The organism is Mesorhizobium sp. YM1C-6-2 (assembly GCF_003666685.1).
In the GTDB taxonomy this organism is placed as follows: domain Bacteria; phylum Pseudomonadota; class Alphaproteobacteria; order Rhizobiales; family Rhizobiaceae; genus Mesorhizobium_K.
Window position 1 is genome coordinate 1 of the sequence record NZ_RCIZ01000017.1, and the last position, 21,704, is coordinate 21,704.

Annotated in this window: 22 protein-coding genes and 1 pseudogene; 21 read left to right on the forward strand and 2 right to left on the reverse strand. The window is 63.1% G+C overall.

Annotated elements, in window-relative coordinates:
- The first annotated feature begins 8 nt into the window (after positions 1 to 8).
- From D8676_RS25100 to D8676_RS25110, 3 genes and pseudogenes are all read left to right on the forward strand, one after another.
- Complete coding sequence (locus D8676_RS25100; RefSeq protein WP_245427159.1) at positions 9 to 173, forward strand: DUF2950 family protein; 165 nt, start codon at positions 9 to 11, stop codon at positions 171 to 173.
- A 149-nt stretch (positions 174 to 322) separates the two neighbouring features.
- Positions 323 to 1,510: a hypothetical protein gene (locus D8676_RS25105; RefSeq protein ID WP_121583843.1), complete on the forward strand. Its 1,188-nt coding sequence runs from the start codon at positions 323 to 325 to the stop codon at positions 1,508 to 1,510.
- A gap of 57 nt (positions 1,511 to 1,567) precedes the next feature.
- Positions 1,568 to 1,897: pseudogene (locus D8676_RS25110) on the forward strand (substrate-binding domain-containing protein); the annotation flags it as partial.
- 30 nt (positions 1,898 to 1,927) lie between these two features.
- Here the strand turns inward: D8676_RS25110 and D8676_RS25115 are convergent.
- On the reverse strand, positions 1,928 to 3,025 hold the full coding sequence (locus tag D8676_RS25115) for a lactonase family protein (protein WP_245427153.1): 1,098 nt from the start codon (positions 3,023 to 3,025) through the stop codon (positions 1,928 to 1,930).
- 196 nt (positions 3,026 to 3,221) lie between these two features.
- On the opposite strand from D8676_RS25115, the gene D8676_RS25120 reads away from it, so the two are divergent.
- The 8 genes from D8676_RS25120 (at position 3,222) to D8676_RS25155 (ending at position 10,767) form a co-directional block, all read left to right on the forward strand.
- Positions 3,222 to 3,773 carry a MaoC family dehydratase gene (locus D8676_RS25120; RefSeq protein WP_121583845.1) on the forward strand — a complete coding sequence of 184 codons (552 nt, stop codon included), beginning with the start codon at positions 3,222 to 3,224 and terminating at the stop codon, positions 3,771 to 3,773.
- 6 nt (positions 3,774 to 3,779) lie between these two features.
- Entirely contained in the window at positions 3,780 to 4,943 is a 1,164-nt protein-coding gene (locus D8676_RS25125; RefSeq protein ID WP_121583846.1) for a CaiB/BaiF CoA-transferase family protein, read from the forward strand.
- Entirely contained in the window at positions 4,940 to 6,076 is a 1,137-nt protein-coding gene (locus D8676_RS25130; protein WP_183097241.1) for an extracellular solute-binding protein, read from the forward strand. The genes D8676_RS25125 and D8676_RS25130 overlap by 4 nt, the downstream gene beginning before the upstream one ends.
- Positions 6,077 to 6,107: 31 nt before the next feature.
- Positions 6,108 to 7,295: an ABC transporter substrate-binding protein gene (locus D8676_RS25135; RefSeq protein ID WP_121583900.1), complete on the forward strand. Its 1,188-nt coding sequence runs from the start codon at positions 6,108 to 6,110 to the stop codon at positions 7,293 to 7,295.
- A gap of 74 nt (positions 7,296 to 7,369) precedes the next feature.
- Positions 7,370 to 8,107 carry an ATP-binding cassette domain-containing protein gene (locus tag D8676_RS25140; RefSeq protein ID WP_121583847.1) on the forward strand — a complete coding sequence of 246 codons (738 nt, stop codon included), beginning with the start codon at positions 7,370 to 7,372 and terminating at the stop codon, positions 8,105 to 8,107.
- Positions 8,100 to 8,843 carry an ATP-binding cassette domain-containing protein gene (locus D8676_RS25145; protein ID WP_121583848.1) on the forward strand — a complete coding sequence of 248 codons (744 nt, stop codon included), beginning with the start codon at positions 8,100 to 8,102 and terminating at the stop codon, positions 8,841 to 8,843. Before D8676_RS25140 ends, D8676_RS25145 begins: the two co-directional genes overlap by 8 nt.
- Entirely contained in the window at positions 8,840 to 9,799 is a 960-nt protein-coding gene (locus tag D8676_RS25150; RefSeq protein ID WP_121583849.1) for an ABC transporter permease, read from the forward strand. The genes D8676_RS25145 and D8676_RS25150 overlap by 4 nt, the downstream gene beginning before the upstream one ends.
- Positions 9,796 to 10,767, forward strand: a complete 972-nt coding sequence (locus D8676_RS25155) for an ABC transporter permease (protein ID WP_121583850.1) — start codon at positions 9,796 to 9,798, stop codon at positions 10,765 to 10,767. The genes D8676_RS25150 and D8676_RS25155 overlap by 4 nt, the downstream gene beginning before the upstream one ends.
- A 17-nt stretch (positions 10,768 to 10,784) precedes the next feature.
- Here D8676_RS25155 and D8676_RS25160 read toward each other — a convergent pair whose 3' ends face one another.
- Positions 10,785 to 11,621: an IclR family transcriptional regulator gene (locus D8676_RS25160; protein ID WP_121583851.1), complete on the reverse strand. Its 837-nt coding sequence runs from the start codon at positions 11,619 to 11,621 to the stop codon at positions 10,785 to 10,787.
- A gap of 143 nt (positions 11,622 to 11,764) precedes the next feature.
- Here D8676_RS25160 and D8676_RS25165 point away from each other — a divergent pair, with 143 nt between their 5' ends.
- The 10 genes from D8676_RS25165 to D8676_RS25210 all read left to right on the forward strand — a co-directional run bounded on the left by D8676_RS25165 (position 11,765) and on the right by D8676_RS25210 (position 21,216).
- Positions 11,765 to 13,084 (forward strand): sugar ABC transporter substrate-binding protein, encoded by a 1,320-nt coding sequence (locus D8676_RS25165; protein ID WP_121583852.1) that lies wholly within the window; start codon positions 11,765 to 11,767, stop codon positions 13,082 to 13,084.
- A gap of 93 nt (positions 13,085 to 13,177) precedes the next feature.
- Entirely contained in the window at positions 13,178 to 14,074 is an 897-nt protein-coding gene (locus tag D8676_RS25170) for a sugar ABC transporter permease (protein WP_121583901.1), read from the forward strand.
- 1 nt (position 14,075) lies between these two features.
- Positions 14,076 to 14,942, forward strand: coding sequence for a carbohydrate ABC transporter permease (locus tag D8676_RS25175; RefSeq protein ID WP_121583853.1), 867 nt, complete (start codon positions 14,076 to 14,078; stop codon positions 14,940 to 14,942).
- 3 nt (positions 14,943 to 14,945) lie between these two features.
- Complete coding sequence (ugpC, locus tag D8676_RS25180; protein ID WP_121583854.1) at positions 14,946 to 16,043, forward strand: sn-glycerol-3-phosphate ABC transporter ATP-binding protein UgpC; 1,098 nt, start codon at positions 14,946 to 14,948, stop codon at positions 16,041 to 16,043.
- A 4-nt stretch (positions 16,044 to 16,047) separates the two neighbouring features.
- Complete coding sequence (locus D8676_RS25185; protein WP_121583855.1) at positions 16,048 to 17,160, forward strand: mandelate racemase/muconate lactonizing enzyme family protein; 1,113 nt, start codon at positions 16,048 to 16,050, stop codon at positions 17,158 to 17,160.
- Between the two features lie 69 nt (positions 17,161 to 17,229).
- Complete coding sequence (locus tag D8676_RS25190) at positions 17,230 to 17,559, forward strand: L-rhamnose mutarotase (protein ID WP_121583856.1); 330 nt, start codon at positions 17,230 to 17,232, stop codon at positions 17,557 to 17,559.
- A 15-nt stretch (positions 17,560 to 17,574) separates the two neighbouring features.
- Positions 17,575 to 18,642 carry a Gfo/Idh/MocA family oxidoreductase gene (locus D8676_RS25195; RefSeq protein WP_121583857.1) on the forward strand — a complete coding sequence of 356 codons (1,068 nt, stop codon included), beginning with the start codon at positions 17,575 to 17,577 and terminating at the stop codon, positions 18,640 to 18,642.
- Positions 18,639 to 19,091 (forward strand): MaoC/PaaZ C-terminal domain-containing protein, encoded by a 453-nt coding sequence (locus tag D8676_RS25200; RefSeq protein ID WP_183097242.1) that lies wholly within the window; start codon positions 18,639 to 18,641, stop codon positions 19,089 to 19,091. The genes D8676_RS25195 and D8676_RS25200 overlap by 4 nt, the downstream gene beginning before the upstream one ends.
- Positions 19,092 to 19,159: 68 nt before the next feature.
- Complete coding sequence (locus D8676_RS25205) at positions 19,160 to 19,891, forward strand: SDR family oxidoreductase (protein WP_121583859.1); 732 nt, start codon at positions 19,160 to 19,162, stop codon at positions 19,889 to 19,891.
- A gap of 47 nt (positions 19,892 to 19,938) precedes the next feature.
- Positions 19,939 to 21,216 carry an L-fuconate dehydratase gene (locus D8676_RS25210; protein WP_121583860.1) on the forward strand — a complete coding sequence of 426 codons (1,278 nt, stop codon included), beginning with the start codon at positions 19,939 to 19,941 and terminating at the stop codon, positions 21,214 to 21,216.
- The last annotated feature ends 488 nt before the right edge of the window (positions 21,217 to 21,704 follow it).

Below are 21,704 nucleotides of genomic sequence, written 5' to 3' on the forward strand. Positions count from 1 at the left end.
GCTTCGGGCTGCTTGCCTGGCCGGCCAAATACGGCGAGACCGGCGTCAAGACCTTCGCCGTCAACCAGCACGGCGTCATCTACGAGATCGACCTCGGCCCGGCCACCGAGGCGATCGCGAAATACATCGACCGCTTCAACCCCGATGCAGCCTGGGACGTGGTGGCCGACTGACGCCGGGACCTTGCGGTCCCGGAGTTGCCGGAGCGGGACGGATGGATGCCGTGGTCACGCAGGCCGCGGCTCCAACCGCCAATTTGGCCGCAAGCGTTGGTAGATGACGTTGGCGGCTTCGGACTGAGGAGGCTTCGCGCACAGGACCGATGACGAAAGGGACATCGACCACCCTGCAGCCGAAACCGTTCGCAGAGTTTCTGGCATCGCATGGCGGGCCTTTCTACGAACTGCAGGCCCGCTTGCATCTGCTGCATGCCCAATCGCTGAAGGTCCGGTCGCGCGCGGTGCTTTTTGTGGCGCTGGCCTGGGGCATGCCGCTCGTGCTGGGATTGCCCGACAGCCTCTCTCTGCGAGACGGAAGCTATATCACAGATCTCAGCGCGTGGGCGCGCTTCTTCATCGCAATCGCAGCGTTCGTGCTGGCCGAGCGTCAAGTCGAGCGCGGGCTGCGGTTCAAGCTGGGGCAGTTTCTCGAGGCGCCCCTTTTGACACCGAATTCGATTAGCCCCGCGGCCGAGGCCGTGTCGGCTGCCCTCAGAGCGCGCGATTCTCGGTTGGCGGAGATCGTCAGTCTGCTGATCGCCCTTGCGGCGGGGGCTGCCTCTTACGTGGCGTTGGAAGCCGCCGACACATCGTCCTGGGCGGTTGTGCGCGGTGTCGACGGGATCAGATTGACCGCTGCAGGTTGGTGGTCGGTATGCGTAAGTTTGCCTCTATGCTTCTTCCTGCTCATGCGAGGTTTGTGGAGGCATTTTGTCTGGGCCCGGCTTCTGCGCAGGATTGCGCGACTGGAGCTCCGCCTGGTCGGAACGCACCCCGATGGCAAGGGTGGACTGGGTTTCCTGGCCGAGTACCCGAACGCCTATATGTTTTTCGTATTCGGCATGAGCTCCGTCATTGCCGCCGCGCTTGCACGAAACTTCATTCACGGCTCTCTCACCATTTCTGTCCTGAGCGCCATGATGGTCGGGTGGCTTGCCATCGTGATCTTGCTGTTTGCCTATCCGCTTTCGGCTTTTTCGGGTCCTTTGGGCATATTGAAACGGCGCGCCATGGCTCAACTCGGGGCGAATGCGACCCGGTTTCACCGTTCGGCCGAAAGAAAGCTGCTCGGCCATAATGTCGTTGCTGACGATGGCCTTGAAACGGATGAGGACGTCCCAAATCCAACCAAGACCTTCGAGACGATCAGGAAGCTTTCGGTCGTGCTTTTGAGCCGAGCCGCAATCGTTCCTGTTTCGCTGGCTGCGCTACTGCCCTTCTCGATCGTCGGAGCTCAGTGGATACCGTACGAAGAGGTGTTGTCGGTTCTGAAGAAGCTGTTGACAATTTAGCGGCGGAAACCGTTCTTCGCGAACGCCCTCCGGTTGGCACATTCTTCGCCAGCCTATTTGTCCGGCTTCAACAGGACCCCAGCGGTTGAAAAGGCGTGCGGTGTGCTGCCGGTCATCGTCTTCGACCGTGGCGTCACCACCAAATACCCTGTCACCTTCATTCACCCGGTCGGCGGCTATGGCTTTGGCGTCCAGGCTGGCGAATTTGTCGCCGCAAATGCCGAGCCGGGCGTCAAGGTCCTGATGCTGCGCATCGTTCCCGGCGTCGATGTGTTGGAGGCCCGCGCCTCGGCAGCCAAGCGTATCTTGAAGGAGAAGGAACTTGAGGTGATCGGCGAGGAATTCACCGAGGGCGACAACGCCAAGACCAAGTCCATCGTCGAAGACTATCTCGCCAAGGGCGCCTTCGGGACGGAATCAGGAGCTTACGATCTTGACGCACATCGGTGTGCCGATCTCGATCAAACGTCCAGTGTCGGCCAAACCACCGGTCTGGGCATCGCGCCTGAAGATCGAAATGCTGTCGGCGTTCTGGTTGGCCGAGAAAACGTACTTGCCGGTCGGCGTAAGGGCGAGGTTACGCGGTGTCGCCCCGCCGCAGGGAATGTACCCTTCGTTAGTTAGCCCGCCCGTCTCCTGATTGATCGAAAAGACTGCGATGGAATCATGGCCGCGGTTCGAGCCATAGAGGAAGCGTCCGTCCGGCGAAATCTGGATGTCGGCACAATGATTGTGCTCGCGCGCCTCGGACGGTACAGCGGGCTTCACGTCCATCAAGGCCAGTGTGCCCGTGCCCCCGTCGAGCGATAGGGATGCGACGGTCGAGTCCAATTCGTTCATCACGAAGAGGAGCGTTCCGTTCGGATGCAACGCGACATGGCGCGGGCCTGCCCCGGGTGGCAACGCGGTCTCGCCGAGATATTGTAGCGAACCGTCCGCGTTGATCCGGTAGCTGACGAGGCGGTCGGTGCCGAGATCGGCGACAACCGCGATGCCGCCGTCGATGATCTCTGTGACGCTGTGGGCGTGGCTGCGTTCCTGCCTGGTGGCATTGGGACCCGTGCCCTTATGCGTGACGCTGGCAAGCGGGGGCGTCAGGGAGCCGTCTTCGCCAAAACCATAGACGACGACCGACCGGTCGGGTCCGCCTTGGCCCATGCCGTAATTGGCGACCAGTAGCTTCGAGCCGTCGCGGGTGATGAAATTATGCGCAGTGATGCTGCCGAGCGTCGGTTGCTTGTTGAGATAGGAGAGGGCGCCCGTGTCGCGGTCGAAGCCGTAGGCGGTGACAGTGCCTTCGCGCCAGGCGAAGACCTCCGAGTTGGCGTAAACGCGTCGGCCGTCCGCGCTGACGGAAAGGAAAGTCGGGTTGTCGACCTCGTCGGTTTCCGCGAGCTTGCGGATTTCGAGCGTGTCTTCATCGAAAGCGTAGACTGACAGCCCGACGCCGCGTGCACCTTGAAAATAGGGCGCCTCGCGATTGAGCGACCCGACGAACACCAGAACTTCCGACACGCAAATCCTCCCTGACGTGCGCGGCGATTGGCCGAAGCCACCCGCCGCGACGGCACAATGCCAACGAGGCCACTTGCAAACAAGCCCCATATCTGAAAATACTATTTATAAGAGAATTTTGGGAGGAAGACATGCGGCTTTTCAAGGCGCCGGCGCGATTGCGTGCCCGCCCTGCTCATGGCGAGCCGATGCGGCCATGAGCGCGCCTGCTCCGACAGTCGGCGTGTCCTCGACGCATCCGCAGGACATGCCCGCCGAACACGCCGCGATCCCCGTCTGGAATGCCGAGAACTGGTTCTACGATGACTGGCCCGTCGGCCAGAAGATCCGCTCGCTGCGCCGCACGATGGCAGAGGGCGACAGCCATCTGTTCAACACGCTCGTGGTGGACATCCACCCTTACGTTCAGGACCAGATGTTCGCCGAGCGCGAGGGCATTTTCGGCAAGCGTCTGGTGGCCGGCGCGTTCGTGTTTTCAGCCGGGCTCGGCCTGGTGGCGACGAACTGCGTCAACGCCTTCTCCTACGGCTACGACAGGCTGCGTTTCATCAAGCCGGTTTTCATTGGCGACACGATCTACACGATCCGCACGAACCTCGAGAAAAAGCCCCGCTACAAGGAGATGGGCCTCATCCGCGCAAGCTATGAGGTCTTCAAGGGTGAGGGCGAACTGGTGCTCTACTGCGAGCACCTGCAGACCGTGAAATACAGGAATCCGGCCGACTTTGCCGGGCAGACGGAGAAGTAGCAGACGATGACCGCCGACAACGCCCCACCCCTCGCAGGCCTCGTCGTCGTCGACATGAGCCAATTCCTGTCGGGGCCGTACTGCTCGCTCCGGTTGCTCGACCTCGGCGCGCGCGTCATCAAGATCGAGCGTCCCGACGGCGGCGACCTGTCGCGCAGGCTCTATCTCAGCGACACGGAAATCGGCGGGGACTCGACCATCTTCCACGCCATCAATCGCGGCAAGGAAAGTTTCGCGGTCGACCTCAAGGACGAGGCTGACATGGCGGCGCTGAAAAGCTTGATCGCCAAGGCCGATGTGCTGATCCAGAATTTCAGGCCGGGCGTGATCGAGCGTCTCGGCCTCGACTATGCAAAGGCAAGTGAGATTAATCCGCGGCTCGTCTATGCATCGATCAGCGGCTACGGCGAGGACGGGCCGTGGGTGAAGCGGCCCGGTCAGGATTTGCTGGCGCAGGCGCGCTCTGGCGTGATGTGGCTGAACGGCGACGAGGACCAGGGACCCGTGCCGTTCGGCCTCGCTATCGCCGACATGCTGGCTGGCGCCGCGGCCTGCCAAGGCATCCTTGCCGCGTTGGTGAGGCGCGGCGTCACCGGCAGGGGTGGCCTCGTCGAGACCAGCTTGCTGGAAGCTCTGGTCGACTTCCAGTTCGAGGTGCTGACTACGCATCTGAACGACAGCCGGCGGCTGCCTCGCCGTTCAAGCTTCCGCAGTGCCCATGCCTATCTTGCGGCGCCTTACGGCGTCTATCCGGCTCGCGACGGTTTCCTGGCGCTCGCCATGACGCCTATCCCGAAGCTTGCTCCGCTTCTCGGACTGGAAAAGGAGCTCGCCGACTACAGCGAGAAGCCGGCGACATGGTTCAGCGCGCGCGACGAGATCAAGGCGATCATCGCCCAGCGCATCGCATCCGAAACTGTCGACCATTGGCTGTCGGTGCTGGAGCCCGCGGACATCTGGTGCGCCAGGGTGCTGAACTGGTCCGAGCTGATCCAGCACGACGGCTTCAAGCTCCTCGATATGCTGCAGACGGTCACGCGCGAGGACAATGTCTCCATCGACACGACGAGCTCGCCGCTGCGCATCGACGGCAGGCGCAACAAGGTCAAGCACGCGGCTCCTCGCATAGGTGAACACAGCGACCGCATACGCAAGGAGTTTGCCCTGTGAGCGCCGTTGCCTTGAAGGGCATGACGTGGAGCCATCCGCGCGGCTACGACCCATTGGTCACCTGCTCGTCGCTCTGGAAGGAGAAGACCGGCGTCTCGATTGAGTGGGACAAACGCTCGCTGCAGGACTTCGAATCCTTCCCCGTCGAGGAACTGGCGCGCGCTTACGACTTGATCGTCATCGATCATCCGCATGTCGGCCAGATCACGGGCGAGGGCTGCCTCGCGCCGCTCGACGTGCAGGGCCGCGAGAACGAGCGTGACGCGCTTGCGAATGGAAGCGTCGGAAAGTCCTATCAGAGCTACAACTGGGCCGGTCGGCAATGGGCGTTCCCGATCGACGCAGCGACGCAGGTGCAGGCCTACCGCCCCGATCTGATGGCCGGGCCGGCGACGTCATGGACCGAAGTCGTCGCGCTGGCAAAGGACGGGCTGGTGCTCTTGCCGCTGCGGCCGCCGCACTCGCTGATGACTTTCTACACACTCTCCGGAAACCTCGGCCTACCCTGCGCCGTCACCGGACCGGGCGACCTAGTCGACGAGGCCCATGGCGCGCGCGTCTTCGACAGGATGCGCGAGATCGCCGGACTGGTCGATCCGGAGTGCTTCGACATGGATCCGATCGCCGTGTTCGAGCGCATGGTGGAAACGGGCTCGAAGATCGTCTGTTCGCCTTTGATCTATGGCTATGTGAACTATGCGATGGAAGGCTTCCGCCCGCATCAGCTAATGTTCGCCGATATTCCGGTTGCCGGAACATCCGGGCCGGTCGGTTCCGCGCTGGGCGGCACCGGCATCGCCGTCTCGGCTTTCTCTGAAAACAGGCAGGCGGCGATCGACTTCGCCTATTGGATCGCCAGCGCCGAAGTTCAGCGCGGCCTTTATCCAGCTTCAGGCGGACAGCCGGGCCATGATGCCGGCTGGGTCGACGAGGCGGTCAACGCGGCGACCGGCAACTTCTACCGCAACACCCGCGCCACGCTGGAGGGCGCCTGGGTGAGGCCGCGCCACGACGGCTACATGGATTTTCAGCAGAAGGCGTCTGACCGGATCAACGCCAGCCTGAGGCGCAACGAGGAAAGCCGGAAGGTCGTCGCGGACCTCAACGGTCTCTTCCGCACGAGTTTTTCATAGAGATAGAGCAAGAACCACAATGGAGGAAAACATGGTTCGCTTGGGTAAACTGCTTCTCACTGCCACATTGCTTGCACCGCTCGGTCCGGTCGCATTCGCTCAGGATGTATCCGGGGTGATCGGCGGTTTCCCTGCCGAACTGAAGGCGCAATACGACGGCGCGCCGCAGAAGATCCTGCCGTCCGCGTGGGACAATTTCGCGGCGCCGGCCAAACCATGGAAGTGGTGCCATTCGGAATCCTACCAGGGCAATCCCTGGCGCGTCTCCGTCACCAACGAGCTGAAGCGGCTGGTCGAAGGCCTCAAGGCCGACGGCACTGTGGAAAGCTTCGAGGTCTCGGACTCCAACAACGATCCGGCTCAGCAGATCAACCAGATCCGCGCCTTCATCGACAAGGGCTGCTCGATCATCACCTCGATCCCGGGCTCGGCGACCGCACTCGACGAAGCGATCGATGCGGCTGCCAAGGCCGGCATCCCGTTCATCACGGCGGCCGGTTCGGTCACCAGCCCGAACGCCATCAATGTCGACTCCAACTATGCGCGCTGGGGCTATGACATGATGACCGCCATCGGCAAGGAGAAGGCCGACGCAAGCGTTCTTCTGGTCGAAGGCATCGCCGGCCATCCGATCGTCGTGCAGGAGCGCGAGGGGGGCGACAAGGCGCTTGCCGAGAACTCCGGCCTCAAGGTCGCCCGCTCTGTGAACGGCAACTGGACAGCCAATGTCACCAAGACCGTCGTGCTGCAGGCGATCGCTACCAACCCGGCGCCGATCGATGCGGTCTGGACGACAGGCTCGGAAAGCCGCGTGGTCGCGGAAGCCTTCGCCGAGGCCGGCCGCCCCGCGCCGCTAATCACCGGATCGATCACCGGCGATGCGCTCGGCTACTGGAAAGCCAACCCGGACAAATATCGCTTCGAGGGCCATGCGGTGCTTCCCGGCTGGACCGCGCAGACGCTCTTCCGCGTCGGCGTTCGTACGCTCGAAGGCCAGAAGCCGAAGCTGAACACGCTGCTGATCCCGATCCCGCCGGTCCACAATGCCGACCTCGACAAGTGGTACAAGGACTGCATGACTGCGGACGCCGTGTCGGTCTTCCCGGTGCCGCCGACCGACCCGATGCCGGAGGAATGGCTCGACGCCTATTTCGCCAACCCGGCGCCAACCACGGGCTGGGACTACGCCAAGGTGCCGGGCGCCTGCGCCGCGCAGTAGGCTGAGGCCGAGATCGACGGCGGGGCGGCCTTTCGGCTGCCCCGCTTCGCCTTTCAATTTGCAAGTGTCGGCGCATGCTCGAAGTCAGCAACATATCCAAGCGCTACGGCGAGACCGTAGCCCTGTCGGACGCGTCGATCGCGTTCCGGGCGGGTACGATTCATACCATCCTTGGCGAGAACGGTTCGGGCAAGAGCACCCTGGTGAAACTCCTCTCCGGCATCGTTCATCCCGACTCCGGTACGATGTTTCTGGACGGCAAGCCATTTGCGGGACGCGAGCCAGCGGCCTTCCAGAAGGCGGGTTTCGCGACGGTATTCCAGGAAGTGCTGATCGCACCCGACCGTTCCGTGACGGATAACATCCTGCTCGGCATGGACGGCCTTCTGAAACGCAATATCCCGCGCAGCGAACGGCGCGAGCGCGCCGCGGCGGTGCTTGCCCGCTTCGCACGCACGGAAGTGCCGCTCGACCTGCCGGCAGGCTTGTTGCCGCTCGCTGCCCAGCAGCTTGTCGTTCTCGCTCGGGCGATCGCCCGCGACCCCAGCATTCTGATCCTCGACGAGATCACCGCCGCGCTCGACTTCGCCGACCGCGCCGCCGTCTTCGATCTGATGCGCGAACTCGCAGGGCAGGGCGTGCTGATCCTCTTCATCACGCATCGCATGGACGAGGTGACCGCGCTCTCCGACCGCATATCCATCCTGCGCGGCGGTCGGGTGGTGCGGACGGAGGAGAGCGGCGTCTCGACACCTGAGGAGTTGCTGAAGGCCATGGCGCCGCAGACGGCGAAGGAACTGGCGCATGGCTGAAGCTGCATCGCTTCAGGCGCGCGACGTCTCGCTGAAACCCGGCCGCGCAGCGATCGCCGAAACCATCCGCGCCGGCGAGATCGTTGGATTGGCGGGGCTCGACGGTCACGGGCAGGAGACTTTCCTGAAGGCGATGGCCGGGCTGGAGACGCCGGCGAGCGGTAAGATCATGCTCGGCGTGGAGGGTAACGGCCGCCCGATCACCAGCCTCGCCAAGGCGGCTTCCACCGGCATCGCCTATCTGCCGCGAGACCGCCGTTCGACAGGCATATTCCCGACCCAGTCGATCCTCGACAATTTCGCTATCTCGACGGTCGGTCGCGACATGCGATTCGGCCTAATCAGCAAGGCCGAGCGCCGCAAGCGCTACGAAACCTACCGTGAAAAGCTGTCGATAGTGGCTCCGCATCCGAACGCGCCGATCACGGCGCTTTCGGGAGGCAACCAGCAGAAGGTGCTGCTTGCGCGGGCACTCGCGCTGGAGCCGAAATTCCTGCTGCTCAACGATCCGACGCGCGGTGTCGACGTGGCGACAAGGCATGTGCTGTACGATGTGTTCCGAGGTCTCGCAGCGGACGGCATGGCGCTGGTCATCCTGTCCAGCGAGATCGAGGAGATCCTGGTGCTCTGCCATCGTGTCCTCGTGTTCCGCGAGCACGAGGTCGCCGCGCGGTTTTCGGGCGAAGGCATGACCACGGACGCGGTGATCGCCGGCATGTTCGGGAGGGCGGCGTGAACCCGGTCATTCGTTCGCTCGGCGAGTTCGTGCGCGGTGCCGGTTTTGCGCTGGTGCTGCTCGTGGTACTGCTTGCGGTCAATCTCATGCTCAATCCCGCTCGCTTCCATCCGGCAGCATGGGGGACGCTGATCGGCTTGGCTGCACCGCTGATCGGCGCGGCGGTCGCCTCGGCTCCCGTCATCCTCGCCGGGCGCGGCGGCATCGATATCTCGGTCGGACCGCTGATGGGTTTCGTCAACGCGATCGTCATCCAGGCACTGTTCCTGCAAGCCGGAATCTCGTCGCCGCTGGTTCTCGTGCCGGCTGCCCTTCTGATCGGCGCCGTGGTCGGCGCGGCCAACGGCTTCATGGCGACCGTTCTGCGCATCCAGCCGATCGTCGCGACGCTCGGAACCTACCTCATTCTCGCCGGCGTCACGCTCACGATCCTTCCAGCACCTGTCGGGCCTGCCCCAGCCTGGCTGAAGGCGATGGCGGGGCCGTACTCCATCCTTCCGCTGGGCGCGATCTTCCTGCTCTGGTGGCTGGTCAGGCGAACGCCGTACTATGACCAGTTGATGGCCGTCGGCAGCGACGACCGCGCCGCCTACACGGCTGGCGTGCCGGTGACCAAGGTGCGTTTCATCGCCTATGTGATGACCGGCGTTCTCGCCGGCATTGCAGGTCTTATGCTCACCGCGCTGATCGGCTCGGCCGATCCCAACATCGGCCCGACCTATACGCTGATCGCTATCGCGGCCGTATCGCTCGGTGGCGTCAGCCTTGCCGGCGGCAAGGGTGGGCTCGTCGGCGCGGCGATCGGCGCGATCGCCATCTTCCTGCTGCAGAGCCTGCTCACCGCCTTCAACGTTTCGACCTACGTCCTGCAGGTCGCCTACGGCGCTATACTGGTCGCCGCCGTCGTCCTGACCGCGTTGCAGGACAGGCACGCCCTTCGTGGAGTATCGCGATGAACGCGCTTCGAAGCTGGCTCGCGACGACCAACGGCCGCATCGCCGCGGCATTTCTTGTCGCGCTTCTCCTTCATCTCATCGGCACGACGCTGATCCCCGGATATTCGTCCCCCTTCGCGATCCGCGCGATCCTCGTGCTGGCTGCGCTGCTTGCCGTCGCGTCGGTAGGGCAGACGCTGACCGTCATCATCGGCGGTATCGACCTGTCGATCCCCTTCGTCATCGGCTTCGCCAATGTGGTCGCGGCCCAGCTCTATGGGCAAGGCTGGAACTTCGTCCTGGTCTGCACACTGGTTGGGTTGCTCGCCATTGTCATCGGCGGGCTGAACGGCCTGATCTCGCGCGGGCTCAACATCCACCCGCTGATCGTCACGCTCGGTGTCGGCATGATCGTCCAGGGGCTCGTGCTGCTTTGGACAAAAGGATTCCCGTCCGGCTCGGCCCCGCCGGCAGTATCGGCCTTCGTCTCCATCGGCGGTTCGGTCGGTCCGCTGCCGGTTCCGTGGCTGGTGCCTTCCGTCGCCGTTATGACGGCGCTGATCGTGCTGGTGCTTGCGCGCACGCCCTATGGCCGCCGTCTCTACGCACTGGGTAGCAATCCGGGCGCTGCGCCATTGGCCCTCATCGATCCGCTGAAGATGTGGGTTGTCACCTACGCGGCGAGCGCGTTCTTCGCTGCCGTGGCAGGCGTCCTGCTGCTCGGCTTCACCGGCTCCGCGTATGGCGATGTCGGTCAGCCCTACCTTTTCCAGACCATCGCCGCGGTCGTGGTTGGCGGCGCGGCGCTCGTCGGCGGGCGTGGCAGCTACCTCGGCACCATCGCCGGGGTGCTGGTGCTGACCGAGATCAACACGCTGCTGATCGGCCTCGGCTTCAAGCCGGCGGCGGTGCAGGCCGCGCTCGGTCTCATCATTGTTGTGCTTGTGTCGCTCTACGGCCGCGAGCGCCACGTCAGTCAGACCATCTGACGCGGGTCGCCGCTCCCTCAGCGCGTCTGCTTGACGTCCGAGCCGGCCAGCTGCGAGAGCTTTTCCGCGGTGCCGAGCAGCAGTTCGATCGTGCGCGTGATGTCAGGCGCGTCGGGCGCGTTGACCAAGGTGATATACGGCACGGTCACCGCTGCAATCGCCTGCCCGTCTGCTCCAAGCACCGGCGCCGACAGGTTGTAGACGCCCGCTGTCTGCAAACTTGACATCATCTCGAAGCCGCGCTCACGGACTTGGTCGAGCCGCGCGAAGAAGTCGGCCGGCGTCCGGGGAGCCTCTCCACTGTGCGCCTGTTCGGCGATCATCATCTCGCGTTCGGCCTGCGGGCGGAACGCAAGCAGCACATGGCCCGAGCCGGTATCGAACAGGCTGATATGCGAGCCGACGCGGATCGAGATGCCCCAGTAGCCTGGCGCCTCCTGCTGCGCGATCACCACTGCCGAGCCGCGGTCGAAGACGACCAACTGGTTGGCTTGCAGCGACTTCTCCGCCAGTTCGCGCATCAACGGCGTGGCATAGGAAACGAGGCGACGCACGGGCTGGTGAAGTTGTGCAAGTCCGAAGAGTTTCAGCGTCAGTGAATATCGATCCCCTTCCAGGCGGGTCACATAACCACGCCGAACCAGGCGGTCGAGCATTCGGTAGAACTCGTTCGGGCTGCGTTGGAGGCGCTTGGCGATCTCGGCCTGACTCAGGCCGCCGTCGACCCCCGCCAGCAGCTCCAATATGTCCAACCCCTTGTCCAGTGCGGGGGCACGGTAGCGATCCACCTCGGATTCAGTATCAGTCTCCCCCAAAAAATCCTCCCCTATGAATGTTGCTCTGCATATACGCATGAAGCGGGCGGGATTGGAAGCGTCAGGGGGTATATTTACCGCGCTTGACTGAAGGATGAAAATACGATTTACAAATGAATGACGCGCAAAGTGGCGCGGGCAAAGGCCGTGGCGCAAGGGCTACGGCGTTAGGGAGGTCACTCATGAACGGATTGCGGTCCGGCGTTTGCGCCGGTGCCTTGCTCGTGGCATTGGGAGCAGGTTCTGCCTTCGCCCAGGAGCTGCCCGGCAAGTTCGACGGCGTCACCATCGACGCCAAGCTGATCGGCGGCCAGCAGTATGAGGCGCTCTACGCGCGCATCCCGGAATGGGAAGCAGCGACCGGCGCCAAGGTCAACGTCATCTCCAAGAAGAACCATTTCGATCTCGACAAGGAGATCAAGTCGGACATCGCCTCGAACAGCATTACTTGGTGCGTCGCGTCGAACCACTCGTCCTTCGCGCCGCAATATCCGGGCATCTACACCGATCTTGCCGCGCTGCTGCCGAAGTCCGAGCTGGACGCCTTCGTGCAGAGCACGATTGCCGCCTCGACCCTCGACGGCAAGCTGGCGATGTTGCCGCGCGCCCAGTTCGACGTTTCGGCGCTCTACTACCAGAAGAGCCTCTACGAGGACGAAGCCAAGAAGGCCGCCTACAAGGAAAAGACCGGCAACGATCTCGTTCCGCCGGATACCTGGGAAGAACTGGCCAAGCAGGCGGAGTTCTTCGCCTCGCCGCCGGACTTCTACGGCACCCAGTTCGCCGGCAAGGAAGAGGCGATCAATGGCCGCTTCTACGAGATGCTGGTCGCCGAGGGCGGCGAATATCTCGACGCTGACGGCAAGCCTGCCTTCAACTCCGAGGCTGGTGTTCGCGCGCTCGACTGGTTCGTCAACCTCTACAAGGCAAAGGCGGTTCCGGCCGGCACCACCAACTACCTGTGGGACGATCTCGGCCAGGGCTTTGCCTCAGGCACCGTGGCTCTCAACCTCGACTGGCCGGGCTGGGCCGGCTTCTTCAACGACCCCAAGGCCTCCAAGGTCGCTGGCAATGTCGGCGTGAAGGTTCAGCCCAAGGGTTCATCGGGCAAGCGCACCGGCTGGTCGGGCCATCACGGCTTCTCGGTCACCGAGAACTGCGCCAACAAGGAAGCCGCCGCTTCGCTCGTCTGGTTCCTCACCAACGAGGATAGCCAGAAGCTTGAATCGGCAGCCGGTCCACTGCCTACCCGCACGGCCGTCTGGGCGGCAAACATCGAGGCGGCCAAGGACGATCCGTACAAGGCCGAGGTGCTGGCAGCCTTCCAGGAAGCCGCTGAGAACGCTTTCGCGGTGCCGCAGACGGCTTCGTGGATCGAGATCTCCAACGCCGTCTATCCGGAGCTGCAGGCAGCCATCCTCGGCGACAAGACGAGCAAGCAGGCGCTTGACGACGCGGCGGCCAAGGCTACCGAAATCCTTCAGGACGCCGGCGAACTCTGATCCGGCAATCGCGGCCGGGCGATGTTCGCCCGGCCGCTGTCCGCTCCCGCCGACCAGTCGTCGGGGATGCTTTTCTTCATCTGCCTGGACGACATGAAAAACTGGAAGCCATCCGCACCGACGCTTCTGCTGTTGCCGGCCATCATCGTTCTGGCTGCGGTCGTGATCGTCCCGCTGGCGCTTTCCCTCTATTCCAGCTTCACGCCGTTCCGGTTGACCAAGCCCGAGACGTTCTACGTCTTCATCGGCTTCCGCAACTACCTCAACATCCTGACCGACCGTGACTTCTGGGTTGCATTCGGCCGCACGGTGCTGTTGCTCACCGTCGCGCTCAATCTCGAGATGATGCTCGGCCTCGGCCTTGCCATGCTGGTCGAGAAGGCGACGCGCGGCCAGCGCCTGCTGCGCACGCTGATGATGTTCCCGATGATGTTCTCGCCGATCCTCGTCGGCTTTCAGTTCAAATTCATGTTCAATGACAATATCGGTCTGGTGAACAACGCGCTGCAGTCGCTTGGCCTCACTGACCAAGCGATCCCGTGGCTGATCGAAGGGCACCTCGCTTTCATCGCCATCACGGTCGCCGAAGTCTGGTCGTCGACCTCGGTCTTCGCGATCCTGATCCTTGCCGGTCTGCTCGCCATGCCGAAGGAGCCGATCGAAGCGGCCCGCGTCGACGGCTGTACGCCCTGGCAGACCTTCCGCTATGTCACGCTGCCCTTCGTCATGCCCTTCGCCTACATCGCCATGACGATCCGCTCGCTCGATGTCGCGCGCGCCTATGACATCGTGAAGATCATGACCGATGGCGGCCCCGCAGGCCGCACCGAACTCCTATGGACGCTTGTCGGCCGCACCGCTTACAGCGACGCCCGCATGGGCCTTGCCAACGCGATGGCCTATTTCTCCATCCTGCTGTCGATCCTTTTCACCGTCTATTTCTTCCGCAAGCTCGCTGCGGCGCGCAACCAGATCGGCGCGGAGTGGTAGGATGAACGAGAACGCTGCTGCCCGACTGAAGAAGACGCTCCTGCGGGTCGCTTACTGGATCGGTCTTTTCTTGGCGATGCTGCTCATCTGCCTGCCGGGCTTGTGGATCGTGCTGTCGTCGTTCCGGCCGACAGTCGAGATCATGGCCAAGCCACCGGTCTGGATTCCGAATGAGTTGTCCTTCGACGCCTATGTCGCCATGTTCTCCGGCATCGGCAAGGGCGGCATCCCGGTCATCGACTACTTTCGCAATTCAATCATCATCTCGGTGACCTCGACGGTCATTGCTATCGTGATCGGCATGGCCGGCGGTTACGCCTTTGCCCGCTTCCGCTTCCGCGGCAAGTCGGGCTGGTTCCTCGGGCTGATGCTGACGCGCACGATTCCCGGCATTGCGCTGTCGCTGCCGCTCTTCTTCATCTTCGCGCGGATCGGCATCATCGACACCCATTTTGGTCTGATCCTCGTCTATGTCGCGCTCAACATCCCCTTCACCATCTGGCTGATCGATGGTTTCTTCCGCCAGGTGCCGCGCGACCTCGCCGAAGCCGCACAGATCGACGGCTGCACGCGCTGGCAGGCGTTCTGGCAGGTCGAGTTCCCGCTCGCCGGCCCCGGCATCGCGTCCGCCGGCATCTTCGCCTTCCTCACCTGCTGGAACGAGTTCGCGCTCGCCTCCCAGCTGACGCGCTCGGTGAACTCCAAGACGCTGCCGGTCGGCCTGCTCGACTACACCGCCGAGTTTACCATCGACTGGCGCGGCATGTGCGCGCTCGCGGTCGTGATGATCATCCCCGCGCTGACGCTCACCTTCATCGTCCAGAAGCATCTCGTCGGCGGGCTGACCTCCGGCGCGGTGAAAGGATAATCCATGGCTACAGTCTCCCTCAAGAAGCTCGAGAAGCGCTATGGCGCCACCTCCGTCGTGCACGGCATCGACCTCGATGTGGCCGACCGCGAGTTCATCGCGCTGGTCGGTCCCTCCGGCTGCGGCAAGTCGACGACGCTGCGCATGATCGCTGGGCTCGAGGAGATCTCGGGTGGCGAGATCAGGATCGGAGACCGCGTCGTCAACGATCTGCCGCCGCGCTCGCGCAACATCTCCATGGTATTCCAGTCCTATGCGCTCTACCCGCACATGACGGTGAAGGAGAACATGGGCTTCTCGCTGAAGATCGCCGGACGTCCACAGGATGAGATCGAGAAGCGGGTAGTCGAGGCCGCGCGCATCCTCGATCTCGGTCAGTTGTTGGAGCGGCGTCCCTCGCAGCTTTCCGGCGGTCAGCGCCAGCGAGTCGCCATGGGCCGCGCCATCGTACGCAATCCGGACGTCTTCCTGTTCGACGAGCCGCTCTCTAACCTCGATGCCAAGCTGCGCACGCAGATGCGTACCGAGATCAAGAAACTGCACGCCAAGGTCCAGTCGACCATCATCTATGTGACGCACGACCAGGTCGAGGCGATGACGCTGTCCGACCGCATAGTCATCATGCGCGACGGTCATATCGAGCAGGTCGGCACGCCCGACGAGGTGTTCAAGCGGCCGGCGACGCGCTTCGTCGCCGGCTTCATAGGCTCTCCGCCGATGAACCTCGTCGAGGCGACCGTCGATGGCGGTGAGGTTCGCTTCGAGGAAGGCGCGAGCCTGCCTGTTCCCCGCCAGTTCAGGCAGGCAGTCAGCGCCGGCCAGAAGGTAGTGTTCGGATTGCGGCCGGATGATATCTATCCGAGCGGGCATGGCATCCATGCCGGCGAGGCGGAGGACATCCACGTGGTCGAACTGCCGGTCTCGATCACGGAGCCGCTCGGCAACGAGACGCTGGTCTTCGTCGAGTTCACCGGGCGCGACTGGGTATCCCGGATGCTGAACCCCAAGCCGTTGCGGTCGGGCGAGCGCGTCGACATGAGCCTCGACCTGTCGCAGGCCCACCTTTTCGACGCCGGCACCGGACGGTCGCTGAGGAACTGACGCCATGGCCAGAATCGAAAAAGTCGAACTCCGGATGGTTGACCTGAAACCCAAGGTCCTGCGCACGGACGCCATCCAGAGCTTCGTGTCGCAGGAGACGCCGATCGTCACCATCACGGATTCGGATGGCGCTGTCGGTACCGGCTATTCCTACACGATAGGCACCGGCGGCTCGTCCGTCATGCGTCTGCTCGCCGACCATCTAGCGCCGCGCATCATCGGCGACGACGCCGACATGATCGAGGCGATCTGGCACAAGCTGGAATTCGCCACCCACGCCACGACCATCGGCGCGATCACGGCGATTGCGTTGGCGGCGATTGACACCGCGCTCTGGGACCTGCGCGCGAAAAAGCAGGGTCTGCCGCTCTGGAAGCTCGCCGGTGGCGCCAAGGAGAAAGCGCCGCTCTATACCACGGAGGGCGGCTGGCTTCACATCGAGCCGCAGGCGCTGGTGGATGATGCGCTGCAGGCCAAGGCAAAGGGCTTCCGCGGATCCAAGGTCAAGATCGGCAAGCCGACGGGCGCCGAGGACTTTGCGCGGCTGTCAGCTGTCCGCAAGGCGCTCGGCGACGACTACGAGATCATGACCGACTGCAATCAGGGTTTTGCCGTGGACGAGGCCATCCGCCGCGCCGCGCGCCTCAGGGAACTCGACCTCGCCTGGATCGAGGAGCCGCTGCCGGCCGACGACATAGACGGTCATGTCAGGCTGTCGAACTCGACGCCGACGCCGATCGCGGTCGGCGAGTCGCTTTATTCCATCCGTCATTTCCGCGAATACATGCAGAAGGGCGGCTGCAACATCGTGCAGGTCGACGTCGGCCGCATCGGCGGCATCACGCCCTGGCTGAAGGTCGCGCACGCGGCCGAGGCGTTCGACATCCCGGTCTGTCCGCACTTCCTCATGGAACTGCATATCAGTTTGGTCTGCGCGGTGCAGAACGGCAAATACATCGAATATATCCCCCAGCTCGATGATCTGACCGGCAAACGCATGAAGATCGCCGACGGCTACGGTTACGCGCCGAACGATCCCGGCATCGGCATTGATTGGGACTGGGACAAGGTGAAGAAGCTCTCGATCGCCGAATTCGACAGGACGATCACCGCCTAAAAGCAATTCCAGGAAAAGTGTGCAGCGGTTTTCCGTTCGGAATTGCGCAAAAAACAAAGGGAGGCAGGCATGCAGCGCATGGGAAGCGTGCTTGGCATCGAGCCGGAGGCGATCACCGAGTACAAGCGCATCCACGCCGACGTCTGGCCGGAGGTGCTGGCGATGATCGCGGCCTGCAACATCAGGAACTACACTATATTCCTGAAGGAGCCGGAGAACCTGCTTTTCGCCTATTTTGAATATCACGGCGACGACTGGGCGGCCGATGCTGCGAAGATGGCGGCCGATCCGAAGACGCAGGAGTGGTGGTCGGTCTGCATGCCGATGCAGACGCCGCTGGCGACCCGCAAGAAAGGCGAATGGTGGGCCGAGATGGAAAGCGTGTTCCATGTGGACTGAGATTTTCGCGACGCGATGACCTTCGACCCCTCATCCCTTGCGCAGTCCTGGCCGGCACCGTCGAGGCCGCGCCCTGTCGTCACCTTTGGCGCAGGCTCGATCGTCGGCGATGCGCACTATCCTGCTTACAGGAAAAGCGGCGTGCCGATCGCCGGCCTCTATGATCCGGATCATGACAAGGCGAAAAAGCTTGCCGATGCCTGGGACGCAGTCGCCTTCAGAACTGTCGAGGAAGCTGTAGCGGTCGAAGGCGCAATCTTCGATCTCGCCACCCCGCCCGCCGTCCATGCAAAAGTGCTCGAAGCCCTCCCGGATGGTTCCGCCGCGCTGATCCAGAAGCCCATGGGGAGCGATCTCGCGACGGCAACGGAAATCCTGCGGATCTGCCGGCGGAAAAACCTCACCGCCGCAGTTAATTTCCAGCTTCGCTTCGCGCCCATGATGCTGGCGCTGAAAGACGCGATCACCAAGGGTTGGCTCGGCGAAGTCGTCGATTTCGACGTCCTGCTGGCGCTGTCGACGCCCTGGCACCTCTGGGAATTCCTGCTAAAGGAGCCGCGCGTCGAAATCGCGCTGCATTCGATCCATTACCTCGACCTGATCCGACAGATTCTCGGTGATCCGCAAGGCGTGCACGCCAAGACGCTCGGCCATCCCAACCACACCGTCGCCCAGACCCGCACCAGCGCGATCCTCGATTACGGCGGCACCATCCGCTGCAACCTGTCGATCAATCACGACCACGCCTTCGGCCGCGACTACCAGGCCTGCGAATTCCGGGTCTGCGGCACCGAGGGCGCCGCCTATCTGAAGCTCGGCGTCAATCTCGACTACCCGCGCGGCGAGCCGGATATCCTGCAGCTCTATCCGAAAGGCGGAGACGGCTGGGTGGACGTACCGCTGAAAGGCACCTGGTTCCCCGACGGTTTCGTCGGCCGCATGGCCAACCTCCAGCGCTTCGTCGCCGGCGAGGACGCAGAACTCATAGGTTCCGTCGAGGACGCCTGGAACACGATGGCGCTCGTCGAGGCGGCGTACCAGTCGAGTGCAACGCCGGCGACGCCGCTGGCGAGGAGACCGTGATGGAACAGACCACGTACTTCGAGGACTACGAGATCGGCGCCGGCCGCACGACCTTCGGCCGCACCATCACCGAGACGGACTTCATCGTCCATGCCGGGCACACCGGCGACTTCTTCCCGCACCACATGGATGTCGAGTTCATGAAGGCCAGCGAGTTCGGCCAGCGCATCGCGCATGGCACCATGGTGTTCGCCATCGGCGTCGGACTGACGGCGAATGTCGTGAACCCGGTCGCCTTCTCCTACGGCTACGATCGCCTGCGCTTCATCAAGCCGGTGTTCATCGGCGACACGATCAAGACCAAGACGACGATATCCGCCAAGGAAGATGACCCCAAGCGCCCGCGCCACGGCCGCGTGATCGAGCGGGTCGAGGTCATCAACCAGCGCGGCGAGGTCGTGCTGGCGACGGACCACATCTACATCGTCGAGCGCCGGCCGGAAAAATAGGGTGCTAGCGACCAGCGCGCCGCCAACGGCGGCGTGACAACGAAACATTCGAACCGACAGGACAAGCCGTGACCGACCTCACCGGAAAGACCGTTCTCGTCACCGCCGCCGCGCAGGGCATCGGCCGCGCCACCACGCTTGCTTTCGCCAGGAGCGGCGCCAAGGTTGTCGCCACTGACGTGAATCTCGAAAAGCTGAACGAGATCGGCTCCGAACCCAACATCACGACCGGCAAGCTCGATGTGCTTTCCGACGATGCGGTCAAGGCCTTCGTCGGCGGCGTCGGCCAGGTGGATGTGCTGGCCAACTGCGCAGGCTTCGTGCATGCCGGCAACATCCTCGAGATGAAGGACGAGGACTTCGACTTCGCGATGAACCTCAACGTGCGCTCGATGATCCGTACCATTCGGGCCGTCCTGCCGGGCATGCTGGAGCACGGCGATGGCGCGATCGTCAACATCGCTTCCGTCGCCGGCAGCGTGAAAGGCGTGCCGAACCGTTTCGCCTACGGCGTCTCGAAAGCAGCCGTCGTCGGGCTCACGAAGGCGGTCGCCGCCGATTACGTAGCCAGGAATATCCGCTGCAACTGCATCTGCCCCGGTACGGTCGAAAGCCCTTCGCTCGACGACCGTTTGCGCGCGCAGGGCGACTACGAAGCTGCCCGCAAGGCCTTCATTGCGCGCCAGCCGATCGGGCGCATCGGGACGCCGGAGGAGATCGCGGACCTCGCCGTGTACCTCGGCGGAGCAACCTACACGACAGGACAGGCCTACAATATCGACGGCGGCTGGACGATCTGACGATCGGTCGAGTCGATGCAACGTTACCGACAATCAGGGCTCCTCCCATGACCCGCATCACCGACATACGCGTATTCGACCTTCGCTTCCCGACCTCGCAGCATCTCGACGGGTCGGACGCCATGAACCCGGATCCGGACTATTCGGCAGCCTATGTCATCCTCGACACAGACCGCGAAGGCTTGGCGGGTCACGGCCTGACCTTCACCATCGGGCGCGGCAACGAGATCTGTTGCGCCGCCATCGAGGCGATGCGCCATCTGGTGGTAGGCCAGGACCTCGAGCGGATGAAGGAGAATCCCGGAAAATTCTGGCGGCACCTCACAGGCGACAGCCAGCTGCGCTGGATCGGCCCCGACAAGGGCGCGATGCATCTTGCCGTCGGCGCCGTGGTCAACGCCTTCTGGGACCTTTGGGCCAAGGAAGCGAGCAAGCCGGTCTGGCGGCTGGTCGCCGACATGACGCCGGAACAGATCGTCGACATCGTCGACTTCCGCTACCTGACCGACGCCATCACGCGCGAGGAAGCGCTGGCGATCCTCAGGAAGGCTGAAGCAGGCAAGGCCGCGCGTATCGCCACGCTCGAGCGCGAAGGCTACGCTTGCTACACCACATCCGCCGGCTGGCTCGGCTATGACGACGACAAGCTGCGCCGTCTTTGCAAGGAGGCCATCGATGCCGGCTTCAACCACGTCAAGATGAAGGTCGGCCGCGACCTCGCCGACGACATCCGCCGCCTCACCATAGCACGCGAAGTGATCGGTCCCGACCGCTACCTGATGATCGACGCCAACCAGGTCTGGGAGGTTGGCCAGGCGATCGACTGGCTGAAGGAACTCGTCTTCGCAAAGCCGTTCTTCATCGAGGAGCCGACCAACCCTGATGACGTCGCCGGCCACAAGAAGATCCGTCAGGCTGTTGCGCCGATGAAGGTCGCGACCGGTGAGATGTGCCAGAACCGCATCATGTTCAAGCAGTTCATTGCGGAAGGCGCGATCGACATCGTGCAGATCGATTCCTGCCGCATGGGCGGGCTGAACGAGGTGCTCTCTGTGCTGTTGCTGGCGGCGAAGTACAACCTGCCTGTCTGGCCGCATGCCGGGGGCGTGGGCTTGTGCGAATATGTGCAGCATTTGTCGATGATCGATTATGTCGCCGTGTCGGGCACCAAGGAAGGCAGGGTGATCGAATATGTCGACCATCTGCACGAGCACTTCATCGAGCCCTGCGTCATCGACAACGCGGCCTATATGCCGCCAAAGGCACCGGGCTTCTCCATCGAGATGAAGCCGGCCTCAATTGCGGCCAACACGTTCCGCGGATGATGGTCTGATAGCAGGCAGTTGCGAGCTCACTGAGAGCAGGCGCAAATCAGTACGGTCCTGTCGCAAGCGGTGTTTTGGGTCGCAACGCGAAGCTTCCGTGCGGGCGATCAGACGGCAAGGATCCCGAACTGCTCGGCGGTTGAAGGGCGTGGATTGTAGGCAAACTCGCTTGTCGTTTGCGCATCAAGTAACGATCTCGACGCCGGAGAGGATGATTTCGGCGGTTACCGGGCGATGTCACACGCCCGATAGGACAATCGCGTGTGAGGAGATTTTCGGCCCGGTCCTTGGCGTCCTGCCCGCAAAGGGGATGACCCGACCTTAGCCCTTGCTTGCGATAGAACCTAAACGCCTATTTTTACTGCAGAATTTTGGTGCCCAGGGCCGGAATCGAACCAGCGACACGCGGATTTTCAGTCCTAGCATAAGCCTTGCGGCGTAAGGCGTTGCGCCAGCTATGTCGCGTTTATGTCGCGGGTAGGCGCGTA